Genomic DNA, 18,939 nt, shown 5'->3' on the forward strand with positions numbered 1-18,939 from the left:
GCTTAACTCTAGGGGACGGCGAGCTGACCTGTCAGTCTATTTCGGCCCGGCCGCTGGTGGCGCTCCGGATGCGGTCTCTGAGCCCCGCGGCTTCGGCGACCGGAACCGTCACCGCGAACGACACCTCCGCCTCGTAGGTCGCCTCGAACTCGGCGTCCGCGCTCTCGAGGATCCCCCGGACGGTCCCCGAGTCGTCGTAGGCGACCGTCACCCCGAACTGTTCGCGCGGCCGGCGCTCGGCGATTCCGGCGTCCGCGAGCGCCTCCTTGACTCCACGGGAGTACGCGCGGGCTAACCCGCCGACCCCGAGGTTGGTCCCGCCGTAGTAGCGGGTCACGACCGCCGCGACGTTCTCGACGCCCTCCTGCTGGAGCACGTTCAGGGCGGGCTTGCCAGCCGACCCCGAGGGCTCGCCGTCGTCGTCGCCGTACTCCCGGAGGAGGTCGCCGTCCGCCCGAACCCGGTAGGCGGGGACGTTGTGGGTCGCGTCGGCGTGCTTCTCGCGGACCTCCGCGACGAACGCCTCGGCCGCCTCGCGGTCGGCGACGGGCCGGACTCGGCCGACGAACTCCGACCCCCTGATCTCGAAGGCGGCTCGACCCGACCCCGCCGCGGTGCGGAAGGTGTCGGGCGCGCCGGCGCGCTCGTCACCCATCGCTGGACCCCTCCGAAGTCGTCGGGCCGGGGCCGGCGCCCGACTCGTCGGCGTCGCCCGATTCCGCGGCGCCGGGCTCCACGACGCCCGGGTTTGACCCCAGCGACTCGGCGGCCCGCACCTCTCGGGTGACGGTCTCGCCGTGGATCAGTTCCGGGAGGACGATCCGGGCGAGGTGGACCCCGAGCACGACCAGCATCGGGCCGAGAAAGAGCCCGTACCAGCCAAAGAGCATGGTGCCGCCGATGTACGCGAACACCATCAGCCCGCCGTGGACGTGCCGGCCGGCGATGTAGGGTCGAAGCACCGCCACCGGGAGGAGGTCCAACAGCACGAACGCCGCCGCGAAGAACGCGATCGGGAACCACAGCGCGTCCGGCCCCGGCCCGGTTGTCGCCCGGTACGCGAGCAGGAGTCCGACCGGCACGTAGACGATCTTGCCGACGACCAGCGGGACCAGCGTCGCCAGTCCGGTCAGCAACGCGAGCAGGGTCGGCACCGGCACGCCGACCCCCGACGGCGCGAGGAGGTCGAGGCCGTTGTAGACGCCCAGTCCGAGCGCGGTGACCGCGAAGACGGTCAGGACGTTGCCGACGTACACCTCGTGGAGGTCCTGATCGACCGCCGCCGCGTAGGCGTGGGCGGCCGACCCTTCGCCGCCGAACATATTCCGGAACCACGCCGCGATGCGGGCGTCCTCCCGGAGCAGGACGAACGACAACAAAAGCGACAGGAAGAAATGAGACAGCCCGGTGGCGGCGGCCGCCAGCGTCCCCAGCACGGTCGAGAGCAACTGTCCGCCCGCCGACCCGGCCGACCCCGAGCCCAGCGCGGCCCGGAGGTCCTCGAACAGCGCGGTCGGCTGGTCGGGCGACCACGGCACCAGCCGGGCGAGCGCCCCATCGGTCCCGATCAGTTGGCTCAGCTCCTGAAATCCGACGGCAACCGCGAATCCGACCAGCCCGAGCACCGGGAGCGCGACCAGCACGACCGTCAGGTCCGCGGCGACGTCCGAGGAGAGCCGGCGGCGGAGCTGGCGGTCGAGCGGGCGCATCCCGTAGTAGAGAAAGACCCCGAACACCACGGTCCCGACGAACGACCAGACGACGAACCCGAGCGCGCCGACCATCGCGAGCGTGAACGTCCACCACGCGAGGCGCTCGCGGTCCTCCGGCACCAGCGTCATGGCCGGCGGTTGGTCGGCCAGCCCTAAATAGGACGCGCCGCCCGCCCGTCCCGGGGCCCCGGCACCCGGCGCTCGACGGACTCGTCGGTCCGGCCTACTCCAGTTCGATCTTCCGCACGAACCCGAGGTTCTTGAGTTCGTTGAGCACGTCGCCCGGGATGTCGGCGTCGGTGACGAGGTAGAGCCGCGGGTCGTCGGTGAACTCCGGGTCCTCGCTTATGGTCTGGCGGATCGAGATGTCGTGGTCGGCGAGCAGTCCCGTGACGGTCCCGACGATGCCCGACTCGTCGGCGTCGGTCACCTCGACGGTGAGCACCGTCAGGTCGAGCACGGGCGCCAGATCCATCAGGCTCGGGATCGAGGAGATGTTCTGGAAGATGCGCCGGAGCTGTTCGTCCTCGAGGATGGCGTCGGTCGTCGAGTCGACGACCCGCCGGTCGACGTCGATCTCGCGGGCGATCTGGGTGTTTGGGATCTCGATGCTCCCCGAGACCACCCGCCCCTCGTCGCTGACCGAGAAGCCGCGTTCGAGCAGCAGTCGGATAACCGCCTGCTGGGAGGGACTCCCCTCGAACTTCCGCATTATCTCGTCGAACATTGATTGGCGGATGATACGCGGTGACGGCTTTAGTGGTGTTGGGTTCCGCCGGGCGCTCGCATCGCTATAGCTGGCCCTTCGTGCTCGCGACGTCGCCGCGCCGGTCGTCGATCCGGGTCGCGTCGTCGAGCGCCCGTCCGACCCCCTTGAACAGCGCCTCGATCTCGTGGTGGGCGTTCTCGCCCGTCACGCCGAGGTGGAGGGTCAGTCCGGCGTTCATCGAGAGCGACCGGAAGAAGTGGCCGGCCATGTGGCTGGTCATCCCGCCGACGCCGGCCTGCGAGAAGTCGCCGTCGAACTCGAACAGCGGCCGGCCGCTCACGTCCACGACGACCTCGGCGACCGCCTCGTCGAGGGGCACCTTCCGGTCGGCGAAGCGCACGATCCCGCGCTTGTCGCCCAGCGCCTCCTCGAACGCCGTTCCGAGCGCGATCGCAACGTCCTCGACGGTGTGGTGGTCGTCGACGTCGAGGTCCCCGTCGCACCGCACCGTGAGATCGAACAGGCCGTGCTTGGCGAAGCTATCGAGCATGTGGTCGAAGAAGCCGACGCCGGTCTCGACCGTGGCGTCGCCGTCGCCATCCACGTCGAGGATCACCTCGATGTCGGTCTCGGCGGTCTCGCGGGTCACCGCCGCGGTTCGGTCGCTCATGGTCGACAATTCGGGCCGAGACACAAGGCCGTTGCCCTCCGCGTGCGACCCGCGTCGTCGGCGAACCGCGGACGCGTGGCACCCGGAACGGGGCGCCCGCCCTAGATCGAGTTCGCCGCTTCGAGCGTGAACTCCCCCTCGTAGAGCGCTGTCCCGACGACGACGGCGGCCGCCCCGGCGTCCCGGAGCGCGGCCACGTCGTCGAGGGTCGCGACGCCGCCCGAGGCGACGACCGGGATCTCGACCGCCTCGACCACCGCCCGGACCCGGTCGGTCTGGACGCCCGCGAGTCGCCCCTCGACGTCCACGTCGGTGAACAGGATCGCGCCCGCGCCCAGATCCTCGTAGCGGGCCGCCGCCTCGGCGGGGTCGAGCCCCGTTCCCTCGGTCCACCCCGAGACGACGACCTCGCCGTCTTTCGCGTCGAGGCTGACGGTCACCGACCCGGGGTACGCCGCCGAGATCTCCGCGACGATCTCGGGGTTCTCGACCGCCGCCGTCCCGAGGATGACCCGATCGACCCCGCGGTCGAGTAGGCCGATCGCGTCGTCGGCGGTCCGGATGCCGCCCCCGAGCTGGACGGAAACGTCGACCGCCTCGCGGATGCGCTCGACCGCGTCGGCGTTCGCGCGCTCGCCGTCGAACGCGCCGTCGAGGTCGACGAGGTGGAGGGTCTCGGCGCCCCGGTCGACCCACTCGCGGGCGGCCTCGACCGGGTCGCCGTAGGTCTTCTCGGTGCCGCGCTCGCCCTGTACCAACTGGACGACCTCGCCGTCCTGCATGTCGACGGCCGGGACGACCTCGAACTCGGGGAAGGCTGTCATGGCCGGGTGTTGGTCGGACGGCGGTTAAACGCTGACTCTTCGGGCGAGCGCCGCGTCCGACCGCCCCGGCCCGCCCCGCGGGACACTTCGACGTATTTTTACGCCCAATCGCCCTTCTGTTCCGTATGGCAGACTTTCAGGTCGTCGTCGCGGACCCCGACTCCGGGACGACATTCCAGCGCGACGTGGACGGACAGGACGCCAACCGGTTCCTCGGCAAATCCATCGGCGAGGACGTCGACGGCGGCGCGGTCGGCCTCGACGGCTACAGCGTCGAGATCACCGGCGGCTCCGACGAGGCGGGTCGACCGATGCGCGGCGACGTGTCCGGTCCGGACCTGAAGGAGGTCCTCCTCGACGGCGGCACGGGCTATGCGCCCTCCCGCGACGGCGAGCGCCGGCGCGTGACCGTCCGCGGCGGCGAGGTCAGCGAGTCGGTCGTCCAGATCAACGCCAAGATCAGCGAGCGCGGCGACACCGCCGTCGAGGAACTCCTCGGCGAGGGCGACGACGAAGACGCCGAGTAACGCTCGACCGCAGGCGTTTTCTCCCGACCGACCGTACCCCGCCCCAGCGATCGCTATGGCCGACCGCATCTCCAGCGACCACTCCTCGGTCCCGACCGTCCGGGCGACGCTCGTCCGGAGCGGTGGGCTCGACCGCCCGAAAGTAGAGATTCCGAACGACGAGGCCGACCGATTTCCGGACGGCGACCTCGTGCGCGTCGTCGCCGGCGACACCGAGTACCGCGCTCGGATCGAGGCGCCGCTGACCGGCGAGGGCCGGGAGCTCCGCGGGCTGTACGACACCCCCCGGCTCGCGCGCAACCCCGGCGAGGCCGACAACCGCCTCGAATCGTGGGTCGCGGACACCGGCGTGGAGTTCGGCCAGTCGGTGCTGGTCGACGTGATCGAGCCCGGGTTCAAGTACGGCCTGCGCGAGCCGGGAAAGCGGGTGTTCTACGACGCGACCGAGTCGCCCGACGAGGGGCTCTCGGACATCGCCGAGCAGTTAGACGGGTAGGGTCGTTCCGGCGGGCCCGTCGGCCATCGGACAGATAACGCCCGACGGTGAACGTCGCGTAGAATGGCCGAGGCAGACCGCGACTCGCTGACCGAGATCAGCGACACCATCGACCGACCGGACCGGGGGACGCTACGGGCCGCGCTGTTCGCGCTCAAGCGATGGCTGTTGCTCGACGCGAACCGGTGGACGGTCGTCGGGCTGTTGACCGGCTCGGTGTTCGTGCTGACGGTGCTGGTCGGCACCTTCGGACCGGTCTCGGCCCAGCGATTTCTCGCCCGCGGCACGTCGCCGGGCTCGGTGCTGGTCGAGCTGATGAAGACCATCGTCTCGGTCGTCACCATCGTGCTCTCGATCAATCAGCTCGCGCTCTCGCCCGAGCTCGGGCCGGTCGGCGACCAGCGCGAGCGCCTGGCCGACACGATGGAGCTCAGACGCGACAGCGAGGACCTCCTCGACCGGCCGACCAGCCCGCTCGCGCCGGGTCAGTACCTCGACGACCTCGTCTCGGCGCTCAGAGAGCAAGGGGTCGAACTCGCGGCGTCGGTCGACGGCTCCCCGGAGCTCCAGTCGGAACTCGCGTCGTTCGCCCGGGAGCTCGCCGCCGAGGCCGACGGCGTGAACGACGAGCTCGCCGAGGCGACGTTCGGCGAGTTCGAGGCGGTCGCCGCGGTCATGGATCTCGACACCTCCGGGAAGATCGAGCGACTGCGCCGCGTTCGGATCGAGTACGACGACAAACTCGGCGACGACGAGCGGGCGGCGATCGAGGAGATGGTCGACACCATCGAGCTGTTCGTCACCGCGCGGGGCTTCCTGAAGACCACGTACGTCCGCACCGAGTACATCAACTTCTCGCGGGCGTTGCTCTACGTCGGGCTCCCCACGCTGTTTGTCACCTACCTCGCCACCCAGATATACGATCCCGGCGTGTTCCCCGGCGCGACGCTCGGCGTCGAGAACAGGCTGTGGTTCGTCGCCGCCGCGACCACGGTGTCTCTGATCCCGTTCGCCACGCTGGTGTCGTACGTCGGGCGGCTGGCGACCGTCTCCCAGTCGACGCTGTTCATGGGGCCGTTCGTCGCCGGGGCCGAGCGCGACGGCGATTAGTCGTCGGCCGGCTCCATCTCGTGGCCGCAGTGGGGACACTCGAGTTCGTCGTGGCGGAGCTGTTCGCTGGCCGACTGGACTTCCCGCATCACCGACGAGATGCGGTCCTCGGCCTCTAGCTCCTCCTCGACCGAGAGGTCGACGCCCTCGACTTCGAGCAGGAACTTCGCGACCTCGGTCACCTCGTACATCGTGTCGTCGAGCTCCTCGGCGGTGAAGAACCCGGACATCGCCCCGTAGAGGAAGGTGGCGCCGGCCTGCTTTACCTTCTCCTCGAAGCTCGCCCGGGCCTGATTGACCGCTTGCGGGGTGTAGGTGTCGGTCATGAACGGGACCAGTTCCGGGAGGTTCTCGCCGATCTTGGTCATCTCGACGCCGGTCTCGGTCCGGAAGTCCGCACAGAGCCGGGCGATGGCCCACTCGCGGGCGGTGATGTACGTCCGATCTCGGAGGAACTCGTTGACCCGGTCGTACTCCGCGCCGTCCATCTTCTTGAACCGCTCGTACTTGCGGACTTCGTCGGGGACGTCGCCGCCCTCGGCCGAGCCGTCGGCGACAGAGGCGTCGGCCTGCTCGTCGTCTGTCTCCGGGGCGTCGACCGCCCCGGTGTCGGCGTCCTGGTGGTCGTTCTCGGTCGGACGCGGTCGGTCGTCTGCCATGGATCTCGCTTGCGGTGGGAGGTGGAAAAGCGTATCGTCTGTGGGGATCGCCAGCCCGGACGCTCGCACAACTGTTTTCACTGATGCCCGGGTTTGGTCGAGTATGAACCTCCTGCTCGGCATCGGCGGAAGCGAGGACTCGATCCGCGCGTTAGAGAAGACGGTCGAGCGCGCGAAGACGGCCGGCGACGAACTCACGGTCGCGATCGTCGACAACCCCGAGAGCGACCGCACGCCCGAGGGCATCGAGACGCGGGTCCGAGACACTCTCGAAGACGCCGACTTCTCGGCGACGGTACGACACGTCTCGGGCGATCCCGGGAGCGAGCTCGTCGACCTCGCCGAGCGGGAGGGGTTCGACCAGATCGCGCTCGGCGGCGGCCAGCGGAGCCCGATGGGGAAGATACAACTGGGCCACATCGCGGAGTTCGTCCTGCTGAACTCCCCGGTGACGGTGACTCTGGTTCGATGAACGGATCCGAACGCGAGTACCCCGACGCGTCCGCGGGCTCGTTCCCCGAGCCGCCGCTGTCTTTCACCGACCGCGAGGACCGCGAGATCGAGGTCCGGCCCTACGAGGACGGCGACCTCGAATCGGTCGTGGCGATGTACGTCGACTTCGACTCGGCCGACCGCGCGCAGGGCATCCCGCCGGCGACCGAGTCGCGGGTCCGGGACTGGTTCGACGCGCTGCTCGACGGCCTGAACGTGGTGGCGTGGCACGGCGACCGCGCGGTCGGTCACGCCACTCTCGTGCCGGGCGACGACGCCGACCACGAACTCGCCATCTTCGTCCATCAGGACTACCAGCGCGCGGGCATCGGCTCGAAGCTCCTCCGCGGCCTGCTGGGTCACGGGGGGGCCAACGGCGTCGAGAAGGTGTGGCTCACCGTCGAGCGGTGGAACCGCGCCGCGATCGGGCTCTACGAGTCGGTCGGCTTCGAGACCTGTAGCTCCGAGAGCTTCGAGCGGGAGATGGCGCTGCGACTCTAAACGACCGTTTCTGCGGGCGGCGCACGAACGCGCCGCTTTTGCAAACCGTTGCTGAAAAACACGGCGCCACCCCCTCTTTCGCGACCTCGCGTCGCTCGCGGTGGGATTGCCGGTGCGTCGGGGAAAAGACCGAGCGTGCGAACGCGTCTTCCTCAGACCGACAGCACGGGCTGGCTCGCGTACAGCAACACGTACTCGGCGGCCTTTTCGAGCACCTCGCCGGGCTCGCCGCTCACCGGCTCGCGCGGGATCACGAGGAAGTCGGCGTCGAGGTCGTCGGCGGTGTCGAGGATCGCGCTCCCGGGGTGTTGGGTCTTGCGCGTGGTCGAGAAGCCGTACGCGTTGGAGGTCGAGAGCTCCACGCCGTACTCCTCGGCGAGGTCTCCGACCGTCTCCATGAACGCCTCGGTCTCCGAGAGCACCTCCTCCTCGGCGACGGTCCCGGTCTCGATCCCCCGGACGAACTCCTCGCCGAGGACGTACATCGCGTGGACCGAGGCGCCGTACGTCTCGGCGACCGCGGCGGCGTACTCGGCGGCCTCGACCGACTCGTCGCTTCCGTCGACCGGGACGAGGACGGTTTCGACTGCGAGCGGCGGTTCGGTCATACGACTACGTGTGTGGCCTCCCGGGAAAAATCTTCGTTCGCGCGCCGGCCGAAGGCGCGCCCCGAACCGGCGGGCCGGTCCCGGCGACTCACCGAACTTTAAGAGGCGTCCGCCGGTAGAGGCGGACATGATAGACACGGTCGTCATCGCCACCGACGGCTCCGAGAGCGTCCGACGGGCCGTCGAGGTCGCGCTCGACTTCGCCGAGCGGTTCGACGCCGCGGTCCACGCGCTGTACGTCGTCGACGAAGGGGAGGTCGGCTCCTCGCCCGAGGAACTGCGAGACGAACTGCGGACCGCGCTCGAGTCCCAGTCGGAGGCGGCGCTCGCGCAGGTTCGGGACCACGCCGACCGCGAGATCGAGACCGCGGTTCGGGAGGGCCATCCCGCGCCCGAGATCACCGAGTACGCCCGCGAGAACGACGCCGACGTCGTCGCGACCGGCACCCGCGGGCGCCACGGCGAGAACCGCTTTCTCATCGGGAGCGTCGCCGAGCGAGTCGTCCGGTCGTGTCCGGTTCCGGTGCTCACCGTCCGCCAACTCGCCGAGGAGTGACCGGCCCGGAACCGGGGATTCTTTCGTGTCGGGCGCCCAGAGGAGGGTATGAAAGACTGGGTCATCGACGACGACGCCCTGCCCATCGAGCGCAAATCGATCCTGCCGGGCGAGGGGTTTTTCGTCCCCGATTCGATCGAAGACGAAAGAGAGGACGCCGAGGCCGAGGCGGCGCTCACCGGCGCCGACGTGGCGGTCGTGGCCGACCCCGACGCCGACGGGCTCGCCTGTACCGCGCTCGTCCGAGAAGTGTACGGCGACGCGGCGCTCGTCGACGCCGGCCCCCACGACCTCGACGAGGCGCTCGAACGCGTCGCCGAGTACGCCGAACCCGACGCGCGCGTGTTCGTCTGTGACCTCTGTCCCGACGCCTACGACGACGTCGGGGCGCCCCTGGAGACGCTGGTCGAGCGATCGGGGCCGGTCCGGTGGTTCGACCACCACCAGTGGGACGACGCGGTCGCCGAGGCGGTCCGCGAGGCGGGCGTCGACCTCGTCGTCGGCGACAGCGACGAGGAGTGTACCGCCGACGTGGCGCTCCGGTCGCTCGACTACGAGTTCCCCGAGTACCTCGCCGAACTCGCGGCGGTCACCCGCGACCACGACCTCTGGCTCCGCGAGGACCCCCGGAGCGACGATCTGGCGGACTTCTCCTACTGGTCGGACCCCGAGGAGTACATCGAGGCGGTCGCCGAGCACGGAGCGGACCTCCCGCCGGAGATCGAGGAGTTCCTCGCCGAACAGCGCGTCGAGAAGGAAGCCCTCATCGAGAAGGCGGTCGAGCGCGCCGACGTCGAGGAAGTCGGGCCGTGGACGATCGGGGTGACCTACGGTCGGTGCTCCCAGAACGAGGTCGCCGAGGCGCTCCGCCAGCAGGGGACCGACGCCGCGGTCGTGGTCAAACCCTCCGGGAGCGCCTCGATCCGGGGCACCGACGCCTTCGAGCGCGCCCACGAGGTCGCAGGGCAGGTCAACGGCGGCGGCCACCCGAAGGCCGCCGGGTGCAAGCCCGACATCTACGACGACATGCTCGACTACGCCCACCACTGGACCACCCGCGGCGCGGTCGCCAAGCAGGTGATCGTCGACGCGTTCCGAAATCTGGAGTACGACGAGCCCGACTCGGACGACGAGCGAGCGGACGCCGAGGGCGCCGGGGAATGACGACGCTGGACGCCATCGACGCCCGGAAGCCGATCGTCGGCATGATCCACCTCCCGGCGCTACCGGGCGCCCCGGGGTTCGACGGCGACTTCGAGGCGGTCCGGTCGGCCGCCCTGCGGGACGCCCGTCGGCTCGCGGCCGGCGGCGTCGACGCTCTCATGGTCGAGAACTTCGGGGACGCACCGTTCTACCCCGACGACGTGCCCAAGCACGTCGTGGCGTCGATGACTCGGCTCGCGACCGAGATCCGCGAGGCCGTCGACCGCCCGCTCGGGGTGAACGTCCTGCGAAACGACGCCGAGGCGGCCCTCTCGGTCGCGACCGCGGCGGGCGCGGCGTTCGTCAGGGTCAACGTCCACGTCGGCGCGCGGGTCACCGATCAGGGCGTCGTCGAGGGGCGGGCCCACGAGACGATGCGCCTGCGCGAGCGCCTCGACGCTGACGTGGCCGTGCTCGCCGATCTGGACGTGAAACATTCAGCGCCGTTGGCGAGGCGCCACGCGCCTCGGACTGCGAGCGGGGAGCGCCCGCTCGACGCCGAAGCCGTCGCCGAGCCGATCGAGCGCGGGCTCGCGGCCGGCGTCGTCGTCAGCGGCGCGGGCACGGGCCACGCCGTCGCGGGCGAGCACCTCGCGGCGGTGGCGGCGGCCCGCGACGAGCGGGGGCTCGACGCCCCGGTGTTCGTCGGGAGCGGAACGACCGTCGAGAACGTCGCCGACCTGCTCGCGACCGCCGACGGCGCCATCGTCGGCACCGCGCTGAAGGTCGACGGCGAGACGACCGCGCCGGTCGACGAGGAGCGCGTCGCGCGGCTGGTCGCGGCCGCCGACGAGGTCCGTTAGCTCGATTCGAGGAACGCCTCGACGTCCCGGGCGGTCGGCAGGCCGCCGCGGGCGGTCTCGGCGGTGCAGTTGAGCGCCGCGGTCGCGGCCGCGAACCGGCCGGCCGCCGCGGGCGGTCGCCCGTCGAGTAGCCACGCGTGTATCAGCCCCGCGGTGAACGCGTCGCCCGCGCCCGTGGTGTCGACGGTCTCGACGTCGAACGCCGGGATCTCGCTCACCGACTCGCCGTCGAACAGGAGCGCGCCCGCCTCGCCCCGCGTGATCGCGGCCCGCGGGACCCCGCGATCGCGGAGCTCGGCTATCGCCGCTCGCGGACCGACTCCGAGATACGACCGGACGGACACCTCGTTGGCGACGAACAGGTCGCAGGCCGAACAGAGCGAGTCGATGGTCGCCCGACGAGTCGCCCGGCCGTCGAGCTCCGCGAGCGGTCCCGAGAGATCGAAGACCAGCGGCGGGAGCTCGCCAGACCCCGCGGCGTCGGCGAGCGCGGCGGTCACCCGGTCGGGCGCGTACGCGCTGGTGAAGACGAGGTCCGACCGCCTGAGGTACGCACGATCGGCGGCGTCGAGTCGGAGCTTCGGGACGCTCTGGCCGCCCGCGACGATCATGCGCTCGCCGTCGGGGTCGCGCAGAATCAGCGAGTAGGAGGTCGATTCGTCGCCCCGGACGATCCGGCTCGCGTCGACGCCGCGCTCGCGGAGGGCCGCGAGCACGCGGTCGCCGGCCTCGTCGTCGCCGACCCGCGAGACCACGCCGGTCTCGCGCCCGAGTTCGGCGAGCGCGGCCGCGACGTTCGCCGCGACGCCGCCCGTCGCGGTCGTCTCCTCGCGGACGAACGCGCCGCCGTCGGGTTCCGGGAGGTTCGAGAGCCCGTAGAGCCTGTCGAGGACCGCGCTCCCGACCGCGATCGCGTCGAAATCGCTCATTAGGAGAGAGGGGCGCCCCGCCGTGAAACGGCTTTCGGGAGCCGGCGGCTCAGACGCCCTCGAAGTCGGTCCGGACCTCGCCGTCCCGGTCGAGGTCGACGACCGCGTCGAACAACCCCATGAACTTCTCGACGTGCTCCTCGTCGTGGACCCCCTTCGAGAGGTGGAACAGCGCGACCGCGTCGTGGTCGTCGAGCAGGTCGAGCAGTTCCCGGATCAGGTCCCGCACCCGGGCCTCGTCGGCGTAGTAGGCCATCTCGGTGATCGAGTCGAGGCTGATCCGGCGCTTGCCGTCGGTCGATTCGAGGAACTCGCGGGCGATCTCGAGGATGCCCTCGAGGTCGTCGGGCGACGAGACGTAGTGGACGTTGTCGGTGCTTCGCCGGGAGTAGCCCCGCTCGATGCTCAGGGTGTCGAGGATCTCGGCGCGCTCCTCGTCGACATCGTAGTGGTCGAGTTTCTGTTTGACCTCCCGGGCGGTCGTGCGGGTCGAGATGACGAGAAAGTGATCGGTGTCGGTCTTGAGAAAGTCGGTATCGATTCGGTCGGTTTCGCCGGTACTCGGGTGCAGAAGGAGGATCCCCGTGCCACCGGGAATCGATTCGGGGGCGTTTTCGACGGCGAGTCGATAGTCCATACCGACCGATAATACGGGGCGAGGACTTAAGACTGCGGGTGCGCCGCCGGGGAGTTCGCGGTCAGAAGACGCTGTCGGCGGTGGCCGCCCCGACCACGCTGAACACCGCGCCGACGCTGATCGCCTTGAGGGTCGTGGCGACCGTCTCCATCGACGGCCCGGCGTCGTAGGTCGGTTCGAGGAAGGTGCCGGGCGCGCCGAACGACAGCGAGAGGATCGCGACCGACCCGTACGAGACCAGCATGAGCGAGACGAACCGGGTGGGGACGCCCGCGACCTCCGCCTCTCGGTCGGGATCGCGGTCGTCGTCGGCCTTGTAGAGGGCGCCGTAGCCGATCAGAAAGACGATCAGCACCGTCGACAGCGACTGGAGGACCGTCATGTCGCCGGCGAGCGACCAGACCTCCTCGGTGACGACGAACGGCCCCGCGAGCAGGAATCCGCCGACCAGTTGCTGTGCGGAGTCCGCGAGCGCGAACCGCTTTTTCGAGCCGACCATACCGCCAGCGACACACCCCATAAGTAAAAGGGACGCGCTCGGCGGCGTCTCCCGGCCAGCGCGCTCGGCCCGAATCGCCCCTGTCGGCGTCGGCCCGAATCGCCCCTGTTGGCGTCGGCCCGAATCGCCGCCGGCCGTCACTCGGCGGTGGCGGCCGCTTCGAGGTCGTAGCTCACGCCGGTCAGTTCCTCGGAGACCGACCAGAGGCGCTCGGCGCGCCGACGGTCGTACGAGCGGTCGCTCGACTGCTGGACGGTCGGCGCACCCCGCATGTCGAACAGTCCGCCGGGGCCGACGTACTCGCCGCCCTCGATCGCCGGGGCGGTCGCGGCGTACAGCATCGGGAGCGCGCCCGCCTCGGCCGGCTGGGCGAACGCCGCGTTCGCGGCCTTCATCGCCACCAACCGGAGCCGCGAGCCCGCCATCTCGGGGCCGCGGCGCTGGAGGTCCGTGTCGGCGTACCCCGGATGACACGCGACGCTCGCGACGTCCGCGCCCGCCCGGTCGAGCCGGCGCTGAAGCTCGTAGGCGAACAGCACGTTCGCGAGCTTGCTCTGGGCGTAGGCGTCCCACTCGTCGTAATCGTCCTCGCCCTGCAGGTCCGCGAAGTCGATCTCGCCGCGCTCGTGGACGCCCGAGCTCTGGGTGACGACGCGGGCCTCGCCGTCGGCCGCCCGCAGGCTGTCGAGGAGCAGTCCCGTCAGCGCGAAGTGGCCGAGGTGGTTGACGCCGAACTGAGTCTCGAAGCCGTCTGCGGTCTCGCGTCGAGGGATCGCCATCACGCCCGCGTTGTTACAGAGGACGTCGAGTCCGTCGTGGGTCGCCCCGAACTCGTCGGCGAACGACCGGACGGAGTCGAGGTCCGCGAGGTCGAGCGCCGCCACGTCGAGCGACCCCCGGAGGTCGCCGTCCCGGAGTTCGCGTCTCGCCGCCTCGCCGCGGTCGGTGCTCCGACACGCCATGACGACGTCGGCGCCCTTCCGGGCGAAGACGCGGGTCGCCTCGTAGCCGAGCCCGGTGTTCGCGCCGGTGACGACCACGGTTCGGTCGTCCAGTTCCGGAACGTCGTCCGCCGTCCACGCCGAGTCGCTCGTGGTGACCATACGTAGCGTCCCGTCGGCAGACAGTTAGGGCTACTGCCGGCCGGTCGCGTCGGACTCGACCACGTACCCTCGACAGTCGGGACAGAGGACGGGCGCCGCCTCGTCGAACGTCTCGCCACAGAGCGTACAGACGTACCCGCCGCTCGATTCGCCTCGGAACCGCACCCGCAGTCTGTCGAAGATCCCCATTCTCGTCCGACCGAGGACGGCGACCGACATAGCGGTTGGTGACCGTCGCGCGGGTAATCCCGGATTCCGCGACCGGTCCGGGCGTAACGGCTCCATAACCCCCGCGCCACCGATCGAGAGAGCCCCGACGCGACCCACGGCTTTTTGCGTTCGGCACCCGAGGCTTCGAGCGATGACCGAAGACGGAGGCGGCCCCCCGACCGACCGCGAGTCGCCGGTGGGCCAGCCGGTAGTCAGGGGCGACGAGAGCGTCACGGGCCAGCGCGCCGACCGGGCCAAGGCGTTCGACCCGGACGAGGAGGCGAGCCTCGCGGAGGCCGCCGACACCGCGCGACGCTTCGCCCAGAACACCGCGGGCGGCGAGGACAACGTCTTCATGCTCCGGGGCGCGGCCGCCTGCGCCGCGCTGGTCCGGGGCGTCGGCTCGTACAAGGGCGCCGCCGACCGCGCGGGCGGGGAGGTCACGGTCGCGTTCGTCCGGAAGTGGGCCAGAGTCCACGACCTCCCCCGGTCGATCCGGCGGTACGTCGCGATGGGCCACGTCGCACCCACCGCCGCCAAGCACATCGCGCGGGTCGACGGCGAGGATCGGTTCCTGCTCGCGTGGGCCGTGCTCGACGGCGATCTCACGGTCCGGGAGGTCCGGGCGATCGCGAGCGAGATCAACCGCGGGACGCCGGTCGCCGACGCGCTCGCGGACCGCGACGTGACCCTCGGCGAACTCACGCTGGCGCTCCCGGCCGACACCTACCGGGAGCTCCGGCGGGCGGCCGCGCTGAACGACGCGGAGCCGGCCGACGTGGTCGCGAGCGCGCTCGACGAGTACCTCTCCTGAGGCCCGCAGTCTCTACCGTAAGAACTCCCGGGCGGCCGCGACCAGCACGTCGCCGGCGGTCAGCACCTCCGCCCACTCGATGTGTTCGTCGGGGAAGTGGGCCTGCTCGACGGTGCCCGGTCCGAACATCACCGCGGGCACGCCGGCCTCGATGTAGTGGCGGGCGTCCGCGCCGTAGGTCGCGCCCCGGGGCTCGGCGTCCCCGAGCCCGCGGGCGTCCATCGCGCGCTGGACCGCCCGGACGACCGGCTCGTCGGGCGAGATCTCGGAGGGCTCGAACTGGACCGAGAACCGCTCGAACGTCGGCGGGTGTTCGACCAGCCACTCGTCGTCGGCGACGACCGACGCGAGGCGCTCCTCGAACTGGGCTTCGACCTCGCGTACCGTCTCGCCGGGCGCCACGCCCAGTCGCATCTCGGCGGTGAGCTCCGCGGGCACCGAGGAGGCCCAGCTCCCGGCGTCGACGGTGCCGACGACGACCGGCCACGGGACCGGGAAGTCCTCGTAGAGCGGGTGGGTCACCGACTCGCCGCGCTCGGCTTCGAGGTCGGCGAACGCCCGCCGGATCGCCTCGAACTTCGGGAGCACGTCGACGCCCTCCCACCGCGAGGCCGCGTGGGCCGACCGCCCGGTGAGGCAGAGCCGTTTCATCACCGACCCCTCGGAGGCCACGATGGGTCGCAGTTCGGTCGGCTCGGCGATGATCGCGGCGTCGCGCTCGAACGGATAGGGGTTCGAGTGCGCGGCCGCGGCCGCCCCGATACCGCCCTCCTCCTCGCCCACGACGCTCTCGACGACGACCCGGCCGTCGAGGTCGGTCGCCGTCTCGCCGAGATGTTTCGCGACGAACACGCAGGTCGCGAGCCCGGTCTTCATGTCCGCGGCCCCACGCGCGACGAGTCGCTCGTCGCCGTCCGAGCCGCGCCAGACCGGCTCGAAGGGGTCGCTCGACCACGACTCGCGGGCCGCCGGCACCACGTCGACGTGCCCGTTCAACACGAGCGTGGGGCCCGCCTCGGGTTCGCCGAGCTCCAGCACGCCGCCGACGCTGGGTCGGTCTTCGACCGGAATCGCGTCGGGATCGTCCGGGAACGACTGGTGGCCGGCCAGCGCCTCGGCGTCGGCGGTCCACTCGTAGGTCTCGAAGCCCAGTTCGTCGAGTCGGTCGCGGACCCACTGCTGGGCGGGCGCTTCGGCCCCGCCGGTCGTGTCGAATCGGAGGAGTCGTTCGGTGAAGGCCCGGAGTTCGGCGTCGCGTTCCTCGGCGAAGTCGCTCATGGGTGGGATAACCAAGGTAGGGGGTGTAAAGCTTCCGGGAAGAGTAAGCTTCTCTTGGTACGAACTATCGCATTGGATAGCACTGCGTGGCTAACGAAAGTAAACGTTTAACCCGTATCGCCCGCAAGCGAGTGATGTGGGCTGGTAGCTCAGTTAGGCAGAGCGTCTGGCTTTTAACCAGACGGTCAGGGGTTCAAATCCCTTCCAGCCCGCTTTTAGGACCAACGAACGCGGGTAGCGACGCGACTCGGAGAGTACTGAATCGGCGTCGGAAGCGAAGCCGAATGACCGTGGTTCAGATCCCCCTTGACTCGTCTTCTCGCCCGTCGGAAACGCTACGAGCGAATACGTTCGGCCTCTCGGTCCCTACTCCTCGCCGCCGGCCACCCACTTGTCGGCGTAGGCGGTCCCGCACTCGCAGTACGCGTAGGCGTGGATCACGTCGCCCTCGCCGTAGAGGCCGCCGACGTCCTCGTTTTGCGCCTCGGCGAACGCGAAGATGAACGTCGGGTCGGCGTCGCACTCGGGGCAGTCCCCGCCCGCGAGGTCGCGGTCGACGTCGCCGTCGGTGCCCATCGCTCGCTTGGCGAACCCCATCGCGTCCATGTCGGTCGCGGTCTTGAACACGCTCCGGCCCCGGTCGCCCTCGACGACGAGGACGGTTCCCCGTTCGACGGTCTCGCCGTGGTCGGCCAGTCCGCCGTCGCCCGAGACGAACGAGTCGGCGAGGTAGAGCGCCACGTCTTCGGGACGCTCGCCCGCCAGGAACTGCTCGCGCTTGCTCATACCCCCCGTAGCGAGGTGAGCGGGAAAAGGCTCGCGTTCTCGGGCGGCGACGGCGCTCGCGAACGCGGGGTCGGCAGGAATGGTGGACGGCGGTCGACGGTCGTCGCGGTCTCGCAGTCCGAGCAAGGCGACGAGAGCCGATAGTGGCGGGTCGACGACCGGACGCCGATGTCACAGACGAGCACTCGATCGTTCGAAGGCGGTACGACAGTCGGCGACGCGCCGACACGTCTTCGTATGCCGGGGAGCGACATAACCGGGACTCTTCGCGCAATATTCTCGACGGACAGGCTGGAAGCTGTTCGTTTGAACAACGATCGGGCGATACTCGCCACAAAGAGTGTCGGAGATACAGAAGAATAGCGAACTTCGTGTCCGAACTTCAACTTCGGACGTTCTCGCCGACGGGGTCGCCGAACGTCCCCGAGTCGTACACCACGTTCCCGCGGACCATCGTGAGTTCGGGGAACACGCCGGCCATCCCCTCGAAGGGGGTCCACCCGCACTTCGAGTGGAGGTCCTCGCCGCGGATCTCCCGGTTCTCGTCGGGGTCGACGAGAACGAGGTCGGCCATCAGGCCCTCCTCGATGCGTCCTTTCCGAGTGAGCCCCAGCACGTCGGCGGGGTTCGCCGCGGTCAGATCCCGGACGCGCTCGTAGCTCAGCCGCCCCGCTCGGGCCTGCTCTAACAGGAGCGGGAGCATCGTCTCGACGCCCGGCACGCCGCTCGGCGCGTCCCACACGCCGGCGTCTTTCTCCTCGCGGGTGTGGGGCGCGTGGTCGGTCGCCACGATGTCGACCGTCCCGTCGGCGACGCGCTCGAAGAGTGCCTCCCGGCGGTCCTCGCTCCGGAGCGGCGGGTTCATCCGGCCGAACGCCTCGAGATCGTCGTAGTCGTCTCGCGAGAGCAACAGGTGGTGGGGCGTCACCTCGCAGGTCGCGTCCCGCTCTTTGGCGGCGTCGACGCCCTCGGGCGTGCTGGTGTGGGCGATGTGGATGCGTGCGTCGGCCTCGGCGCCGATCTCGCAGGCGCGCTCGACCGCGGCGGCCTCCGCCTCGGGAGTGCGGTAGGCGCTCCACGCGTCGTAGTCGTCCGCGTCGCGCTCGGTCGCATCGGCCGAGAACAGGTCGGCGTCCTCGGCGTGGACGGTCACTACGCGGTACTCGTCGGTCGCGCGCTCGACCGCCTCGGCGAACAGCGCCTCGTCGATCCCCATCTCGCCGGTCGAATCCGCCAGAAACACCTCGCCGAGCGCGAGGAGGGGCCGATCGAACAGCGCGTCGGGGTCCCAGTCGGGGGTGACCCCGCCGTTGATGCCGTAGTCGACGTACGACTTCGCGGCGAGGTCGGCCTTCTCGTCGTAGCTCGGGCCGTCGACGGTCGGCGGGTCGGTGTTGGGCTGGTCGACGACGGTCGTCACCCCGCCCGCGGCCGCGGACTTGCTCCCGGTCTCCCACGTCTCCTTGTGGGAGAACCCGGGCTCGCGGAAGTGGACGTGGGCGTCGATCGCGCCCGGCAGGAGGAGCTTCCCGTCGGCGTCGATCACCTCGCCCGCCTCGGTGAGCGTCGAGCCGACGGCGGCGATGCGCCCCGCCGACGTGTCGATTCGGACGTCGCACTCGCGGCCGTCGGCGAGCGTCGCGTTCCGGATAGTGAGCATTCTCGGTCTTAGCATCCCGGGCGAGCGCCCTAAGCTTCCCGATTTGGGCTCCCGACAGACGGTGTCTGTGTCTCTGGCGCCCCGAAGTGCCAGCGTCGTCTGCTCGGCGCCCGACGGCCGGCCGTGCCGGCGAGCGAAGGGGCGGGTCGAACG

General features: G+C 70.4%; 24 protein-coding genes and 1 tRNA gene. 10 read left to right on the plus strand and 15 right to left on the minus strand.

Going from position 1 to position 18,939, the window contains the following annotated elements:
- Positions 1-31: 31 nt before the first annotated feature.
- From EPY72_RS08065 to hisA, 5 genes are all read right to left on the minus strand, one after another.
- Positions 32-655, minus strand: a complete 624-nt coding sequence (locus tag EPY72_RS08065; protein ID WP_134668666.1) for an IMPACT family protein — start codon at positions 653-655, stop codon at positions 32-34.
- A complete protein-coding gene (locus tag EPY72_RS08070; RefSeq protein WP_135806096.1) occupies positions 648-1,841 on the minus strand; it encodes an AI-2E family transporter in 1,194 nt (397 codons plus the stop codon). Before EPY72_RS08070 ends, EPY72_RS08065 begins: the two co-directional genes overlap by 8 nt.
- A 94-nt stretch (positions 1,842-1,935) precedes the next feature.
- Entirely contained in the window at positions 1,936-2,439 is a 504-nt protein-coding gene (locus EPY72_RS08075) for a TrpY family transcription regulator (RefSeq protein ID WP_134668670.1), read from the minus strand.
- Positions 2,440-2,503: 64 nt separating this feature from the next.
- Positions 2,504-3,091 carry an imidazoleglycerol-phosphate dehydratase HisB gene (gene hisB, locus EPY72_RS08080; RefSeq protein WP_134668671.1) on the minus strand — a complete coding sequence of 196 codons (588 nt, stop codon included), beginning with the start codon at positions 3,089-3,091 and terminating at the stop codon, positions 2,504-2,506.
- Between the two features lie 101 nt (positions 3,092-3,192).
- Positions 3,193-3,915, minus strand: coding sequence for a 1-(5-phosphoribosyl)-5-[(5-phosphoribosylamino)methylideneamino]imidazole-4-carboxamide isomerase (hisA, locus tag EPY72_RS08085; RefSeq protein ID WP_135806097.1), 723 nt, complete (start codon positions 3,913-3,915; stop codon positions 3,193-3,195).
- A 125-nt stretch (positions 3,916-4,040) separates the two neighbouring features.
- On the opposite strand from hisA, the gene EPY72_RS08090 reads away from it, so the two are divergent.
- The 3 genes from EPY72_RS08090 (at position 4,041) to EPY72_RS08100 (ending at position 6,048) form a co-directional block, all read left to right on the plus strand.
- The gene (locus EPY72_RS08090) at positions 4,041-4,442 is read left to right on the plus strand and encodes a 30S ribosomal protein S6e (RefSeq protein WP_134668675.1); all 402 of its coding nucleotides are present in this window, start codon (positions 4,041-4,043) and stop codon (positions 4,440-4,442) included.
- A gap of 55 nt (positions 4,443-4,497) precedes the next feature.
- A complete protein-coding gene (locus EPY72_RS08095) occupies positions 4,498-4,938 on the plus strand; it encodes a DUF7112 family protein (protein WP_134668677.1) in 441 nt (146 codons plus the stop codon).
- Positions 4,939-5,001: 63 nt separating this feature from the next.
- Positions 5,002-6,048, plus strand: coding sequence for a DUF7972 family membrane protein (locus EPY72_RS08100; RefSeq protein WP_135806098.1), 1,047 nt, complete (start codon positions 5,002-5,004; stop codon positions 6,046-6,048).
- Here the strand turns inward: EPY72_RS08100 and EPY72_RS08105 are convergent.
- Positions 6,045-6,707: a DUF5806 family protein gene (locus tag EPY72_RS08105; RefSeq protein ID WP_244605543.1), complete on the minus strand. Its 663-nt coding sequence runs from the start codon at positions 6,705-6,707 to the stop codon at positions 6,045-6,047. The genes EPY72_RS08100 and EPY72_RS08105 overlap by 4 nt on opposite strands.
- 103 nt (positions 6,708-6,810) lie before the next feature.
- Here EPY72_RS08105 and EPY72_RS08110 point away from each other — a divergent pair, with 103 nt between their 5' ends.
- Both EPY72_RS08110 and EPY72_RS08115 read left to right on the plus strand, forming a co-directional pair.
- Positions 6,811-7,179, plus strand: coding sequence for a universal stress protein (locus EPY72_RS08110; RefSeq protein ID WP_134668682.1), 369 nt, complete (start codon positions 6,811-6,813; stop codon positions 7,177-7,179).
- The gene (locus EPY72_RS08115; protein WP_134668684.1) at positions 7,176-7,700 is read left to right on the plus strand and encodes a GNAT family N-acetyltransferase; all 525 of its coding nucleotides are present in this window, start codon (positions 7,176-7,178) and stop codon (positions 7,698-7,700) included. Before EPY72_RS08110 ends, EPY72_RS08115 begins: the two co-directional genes overlap by 4 nt.
- Positions 7,701-7,852: 152 nt before the next feature.
- Here EPY72_RS08115 and EPY72_RS08120 read toward each other — a convergent pair whose 3' ends face one another.
- Positions 7,853-8,308 carry a universal stress protein gene (locus tag EPY72_RS08120; RefSeq protein WP_134668686.1) on the minus strand — a complete coding sequence of 152 codons (456 nt, stop codon included), beginning with the start codon at positions 8,306-8,308 and terminating at the stop codon, positions 7,853-7,855.
- Between the two features lie 127 nt (positions 8,309-8,435).
- Between EPY72_RS08120 and EPY72_RS08125 the strand changes: the two genes are divergently transcribed.
- The 3 genes from EPY72_RS08125 to EPY72_RS08135 are packed head-to-tail and all read left to right on the plus strand — an operon-like array spanning position 8,436 to position 10,870.
- Positions 8,436-8,864, plus strand: a complete 429-nt coding sequence (locus EPY72_RS08125) for a universal stress protein (protein ID WP_134668688.1) — start codon at positions 8,436-8,438, stop codon at positions 8,862-8,864.
- 48 nt (positions 8,865-8,912) lie between these two features.
- Positions 8,913-10,028, plus strand: coding sequence for a DHH family phosphoesterase (locus tag EPY72_RS08130; RefSeq protein WP_135806100.1), 1,116 nt, complete (start codon positions 8,913-8,915; stop codon positions 10,026-10,028).
- On the plus strand, positions 10,025-10,870 hold the full coding sequence (locus EPY72_RS08135) for a BtpA/SgcQ family protein (RefSeq protein ID WP_135806101.1): 846 nt from the start codon (positions 10,025-10,027) through the stop codon (positions 10,868-10,870). Before EPY72_RS08130 ends, EPY72_RS08135 begins: the two co-directional genes overlap by 4 nt.
- Here the strand turns inward: EPY72_RS08135 and EPY72_RS08140 are convergent.
- From EPY72_RS08140 to EPY72_RS19315, 5 genes are all read right to left on the minus strand, one after another.
- Positions 10,867-11,799 carry a carbohydrate kinase family protein gene (locus tag EPY72_RS08140; protein ID WP_135806102.1) on the minus strand — a complete coding sequence of 311 codons (933 nt, stop codon included), beginning with the start codon at positions 11,797-11,799 and terminating at the stop codon, positions 10,867-10,869. The two genes, EPY72_RS08135 and EPY72_RS08140, sit on opposite strands and share 4 nt — an antisense overlap.
- Before the next feature lie 49 nt (positions 11,800-11,848).
- Positions 11,849-12,436, minus strand: coding sequence for a DUF7090 family protein (locus EPY72_RS08145; protein WP_134668695.1), 588 nt, complete (start codon positions 12,434-12,436; stop codon positions 11,849-11,851).
- A 61-nt stretch (positions 12,437-12,497) separates the two neighbouring features.
- Positions 12,498-12,935 carry a DUF2391 family protein gene (locus EPY72_RS08150; RefSeq protein WP_134668697.1) on the minus strand — a complete coding sequence of 146 codons (438 nt, stop codon included), beginning with the start codon at positions 12,933-12,935 and terminating at the stop codon, positions 12,498-12,500.
- Between the two features lie 137 nt (positions 12,936-13,072).
- Positions 13,073-14,038 carry an oxidoreductase gene (locus EPY72_RS08155; RefSeq protein WP_134668699.1) on the minus strand — a complete coding sequence of 322 codons (966 nt, stop codon included), beginning with the start codon at positions 14,036-14,038 and terminating at the stop codon, positions 13,073-13,075.
- Between the two features lie 30 nt (positions 14,039-14,068).
- Positions 14,069-14,227, minus strand: a complete 159-nt coding sequence (locus EPY72_RS19315) for a hypothetical protein (RefSeq protein WP_167599386.1) — start codon at positions 14,225-14,227, stop codon at positions 14,069-14,071.
- Positions 14,228-14,399: 172 nt separating this feature from the next.
- Here EPY72_RS19315 and EPY72_RS08160 point away from each other — a divergent pair, with 172 nt between their 5' ends.
- Positions 14,400-15,062 (plus strand): DUF7119 family protein, encoded by a 663-nt coding sequence (locus EPY72_RS08160; protein ID WP_134668700.1) that lies wholly within the window; start codon positions 14,400-14,402, stop codon positions 15,060-15,062.
- A 12-nt stretch (positions 15,063-15,074) separates the two neighbouring features.
- Here EPY72_RS08160 and EPY72_RS08165 read toward each other — a convergent pair whose 3' ends face one another.
- Positions 15,075-16,340 (minus strand): M20/M25/M40 family metallo-hydrolase, encoded by a 1,266-nt coding sequence (locus EPY72_RS08165; RefSeq protein WP_135806103.1) that lies wholly within the window; start codon positions 16,338-16,340, stop codon positions 15,075-15,077.
- 138 nt (positions 16,341-16,478) lie between these two features.
- Between EPY72_RS08165 and EPY72_RS08170 the strand changes: the two genes are divergently transcribed.
- A tRNA-Lys gene (locus tag EPY72_RS08170) sits at positions 16,479-16,552 on the plus strand.
- Positions 16,553-16,706: 154 nt separating this feature from the next.
- Here EPY72_RS08170 and EPY72_RS08175 read toward each other — a convergent pair.
- A complete protein-coding gene (locus tag EPY72_RS08175) occupies positions 16,707-17,126 on the minus strand; it encodes a DUF5807 family protein (protein WP_134668704.1) in 420 nt (139 codons plus the stop codon).
- A 382-nt stretch (positions 17,127-17,508) separates the two neighbouring features.
- Positions 17,509-18,786, minus strand: a complete 1,278-nt coding sequence (locus EPY72_RS08180; RefSeq protein WP_134669010.1) for a dihydroorotase — start codon at positions 18,784-18,786, stop codon at positions 17,509-17,511.
- Positions 18,787-18,939: the final 153 nt, after the last annotated feature.

This window comes from Halorussus marinus (genome assembly GCF_004765795.1).
Lineage (GTDB): Archaea > Halobacteriota > Halobacteria > Halobacteriales > Haladaptataceae > Halorussus > Halorussus marinus.

Coding starts and splice junctions, on each gene's coding strand:
- EPY72_RS08120 (WP_134668686.1), bottom strand. CDS start 8,308: ATGACCGAACCGCCGCTCGCAGTCGAAACCGTCCTCGTCCCGGTCGAC.
- EPY72_RS08105 (WP_244605543.1), bottom strand. CDS start 6,707: ATGGCAGACGACCGACCGCGTCCGACCGAGAACGACCACCAGGACGCC.
- EPY72_RS08095 (WP_134668677.1), top strand. CDS start 4,498: ATGGCCGACCGCATCTCCAGCGACCACTCCTCGGTCCCGACCGTCCGG.
- EPY72_RS08150 (WP_134668697.1), bottom strand. CDS start 12,935: ATGGTCGGCTCGAAAAAGCGGTTCGCGCTCGCGGACTCCGCACAGCAA.
- EPY72_RS08180 (WP_134669010.1), bottom strand. CDS start 18,786: ATGCTCACTATCCGGAACGCGACGCTCGCCGACGGCCGCGAGTGCGAC.
- hisB (WP_134668671.1), bottom strand. CDS start 3,091: ATGAGCGACCGAACCGCGGCGGTGACCCGCGAGACCGCCGAGACCGAC.
- EPY72_RS08125 (WP_134668688.1), top strand. CDS start 8,436: ATGATAGACACGGTCGTCATCGCCACCGACGGCTCCGAGAGCGTCCGA.
- hisA (WP_135806097.1), bottom strand. CDS start 3,915: ATGACAGCCTTCCCCGAGTTCGAGGTCGTCCCGGCCGTCGACATGCAG.
- EPY72_RS08070 (WP_135806096.1), bottom strand. CDS start 1,841: ATGACGCTGGTGCCGGAGGACCGCGAGCGCCTCGCGTGGTGGACGTTC.
- EPY72_RS08075 (WP_134668670.1), bottom strand. CDS start 2,439: ATGTTCGACGAGATAATGCGGAAGTTCGAGGGGAGTCCCTCCCAGCAG.
- EPY72_RS08100 (WP_135806098.1), top strand. CDS start 5,002: ATGGCCGAGGCAGACCGCGACTCGCTGACCGAGATCAGCGACACCATC.
- EPY72_RS08130 (WP_135806100.1), top strand. CDS start 8,913: ATGAAAGACTGGGTCATCGACGACGACGCCCTGCCCATCGAGCGCAAA.
- EPY72_RS08165 (WP_135806103.1), bottom strand. CDS start 16,340: ATGAGCGACTTCGCCGAGGAACGCGACGCCGAACTCCGGGCCTTCACC.
- EPY72_RS08155 (WP_134668699.1), bottom strand. CDS start 14,038: ATGGTCACCACGAGCGACTCGGCGTGGACGGCGGACGACGTTCCGGAA.
- EPY72_RS08115 (WP_134668684.1), top strand. CDS start 7,176: ATGAACGGATCCGAACGCGAGTACCCCGACGCGTCCGCGGGCTCGTTC.
- EPY72_RS08065 (WP_134668666.1), bottom strand. CDS start 655: ATGGGTGACGAGCGCGCCGGCGCGCCCGACACCTTCCGCACCGCGGCG.
- EPY72_RS08110 (WP_134668682.1), top strand. CDS start 6,811: ATGAACCTCCTGCTCGGCATCGGCGGAAGCGAGGACTCGATCCGCGCG.
- EPY72_RS08140 (WP_135806102.1), bottom strand. CDS start 11,799: ATGAGCGATTTCGACGCGATCGCGGTCGGGAGCGCGGTCCTCGACAGG.
- EPY72_RS08160 (WP_134668700.1), top strand. CDS start 14,400: ATGACCGAAGACGGAGGCGGCCCCCCGACCGACCGCGAGTCGCCGGTG.
- EPY72_RS08145 (WP_134668695.1), bottom strand. CDS start 12,436: ATGGACTATCGACTCGCCGTCGAAAACGCCCCCGAATCGATTCCCGGT.
- EPY72_RS08135 (WP_135806101.1), top strand. CDS start 10,025: ATGACGACGCTGGACGCCATCGACGCCCGGAAGCCGATCGTCGGCATG.
- EPY72_RS19315 (WP_167599386.1), bottom strand. CDS start 14,227: ATGGGGATCTTCGACAGACTGCGGGTGCGGTTCCGAGGCGAATCGAGC.
- EPY72_RS08090 (WP_134668675.1), top strand. CDS start 4,041: ATGGCAGACTTTCAGGTCGTCGTCGCGGACCCCGACTCCGGGACGACA.
- EPY72_RS08175 (WP_134668704.1), bottom strand. CDS start 17,126: ATGAGCAAGCGCGAGCAGTTCCTGGCGGGCGAGCGTCCCGAAGACGTG.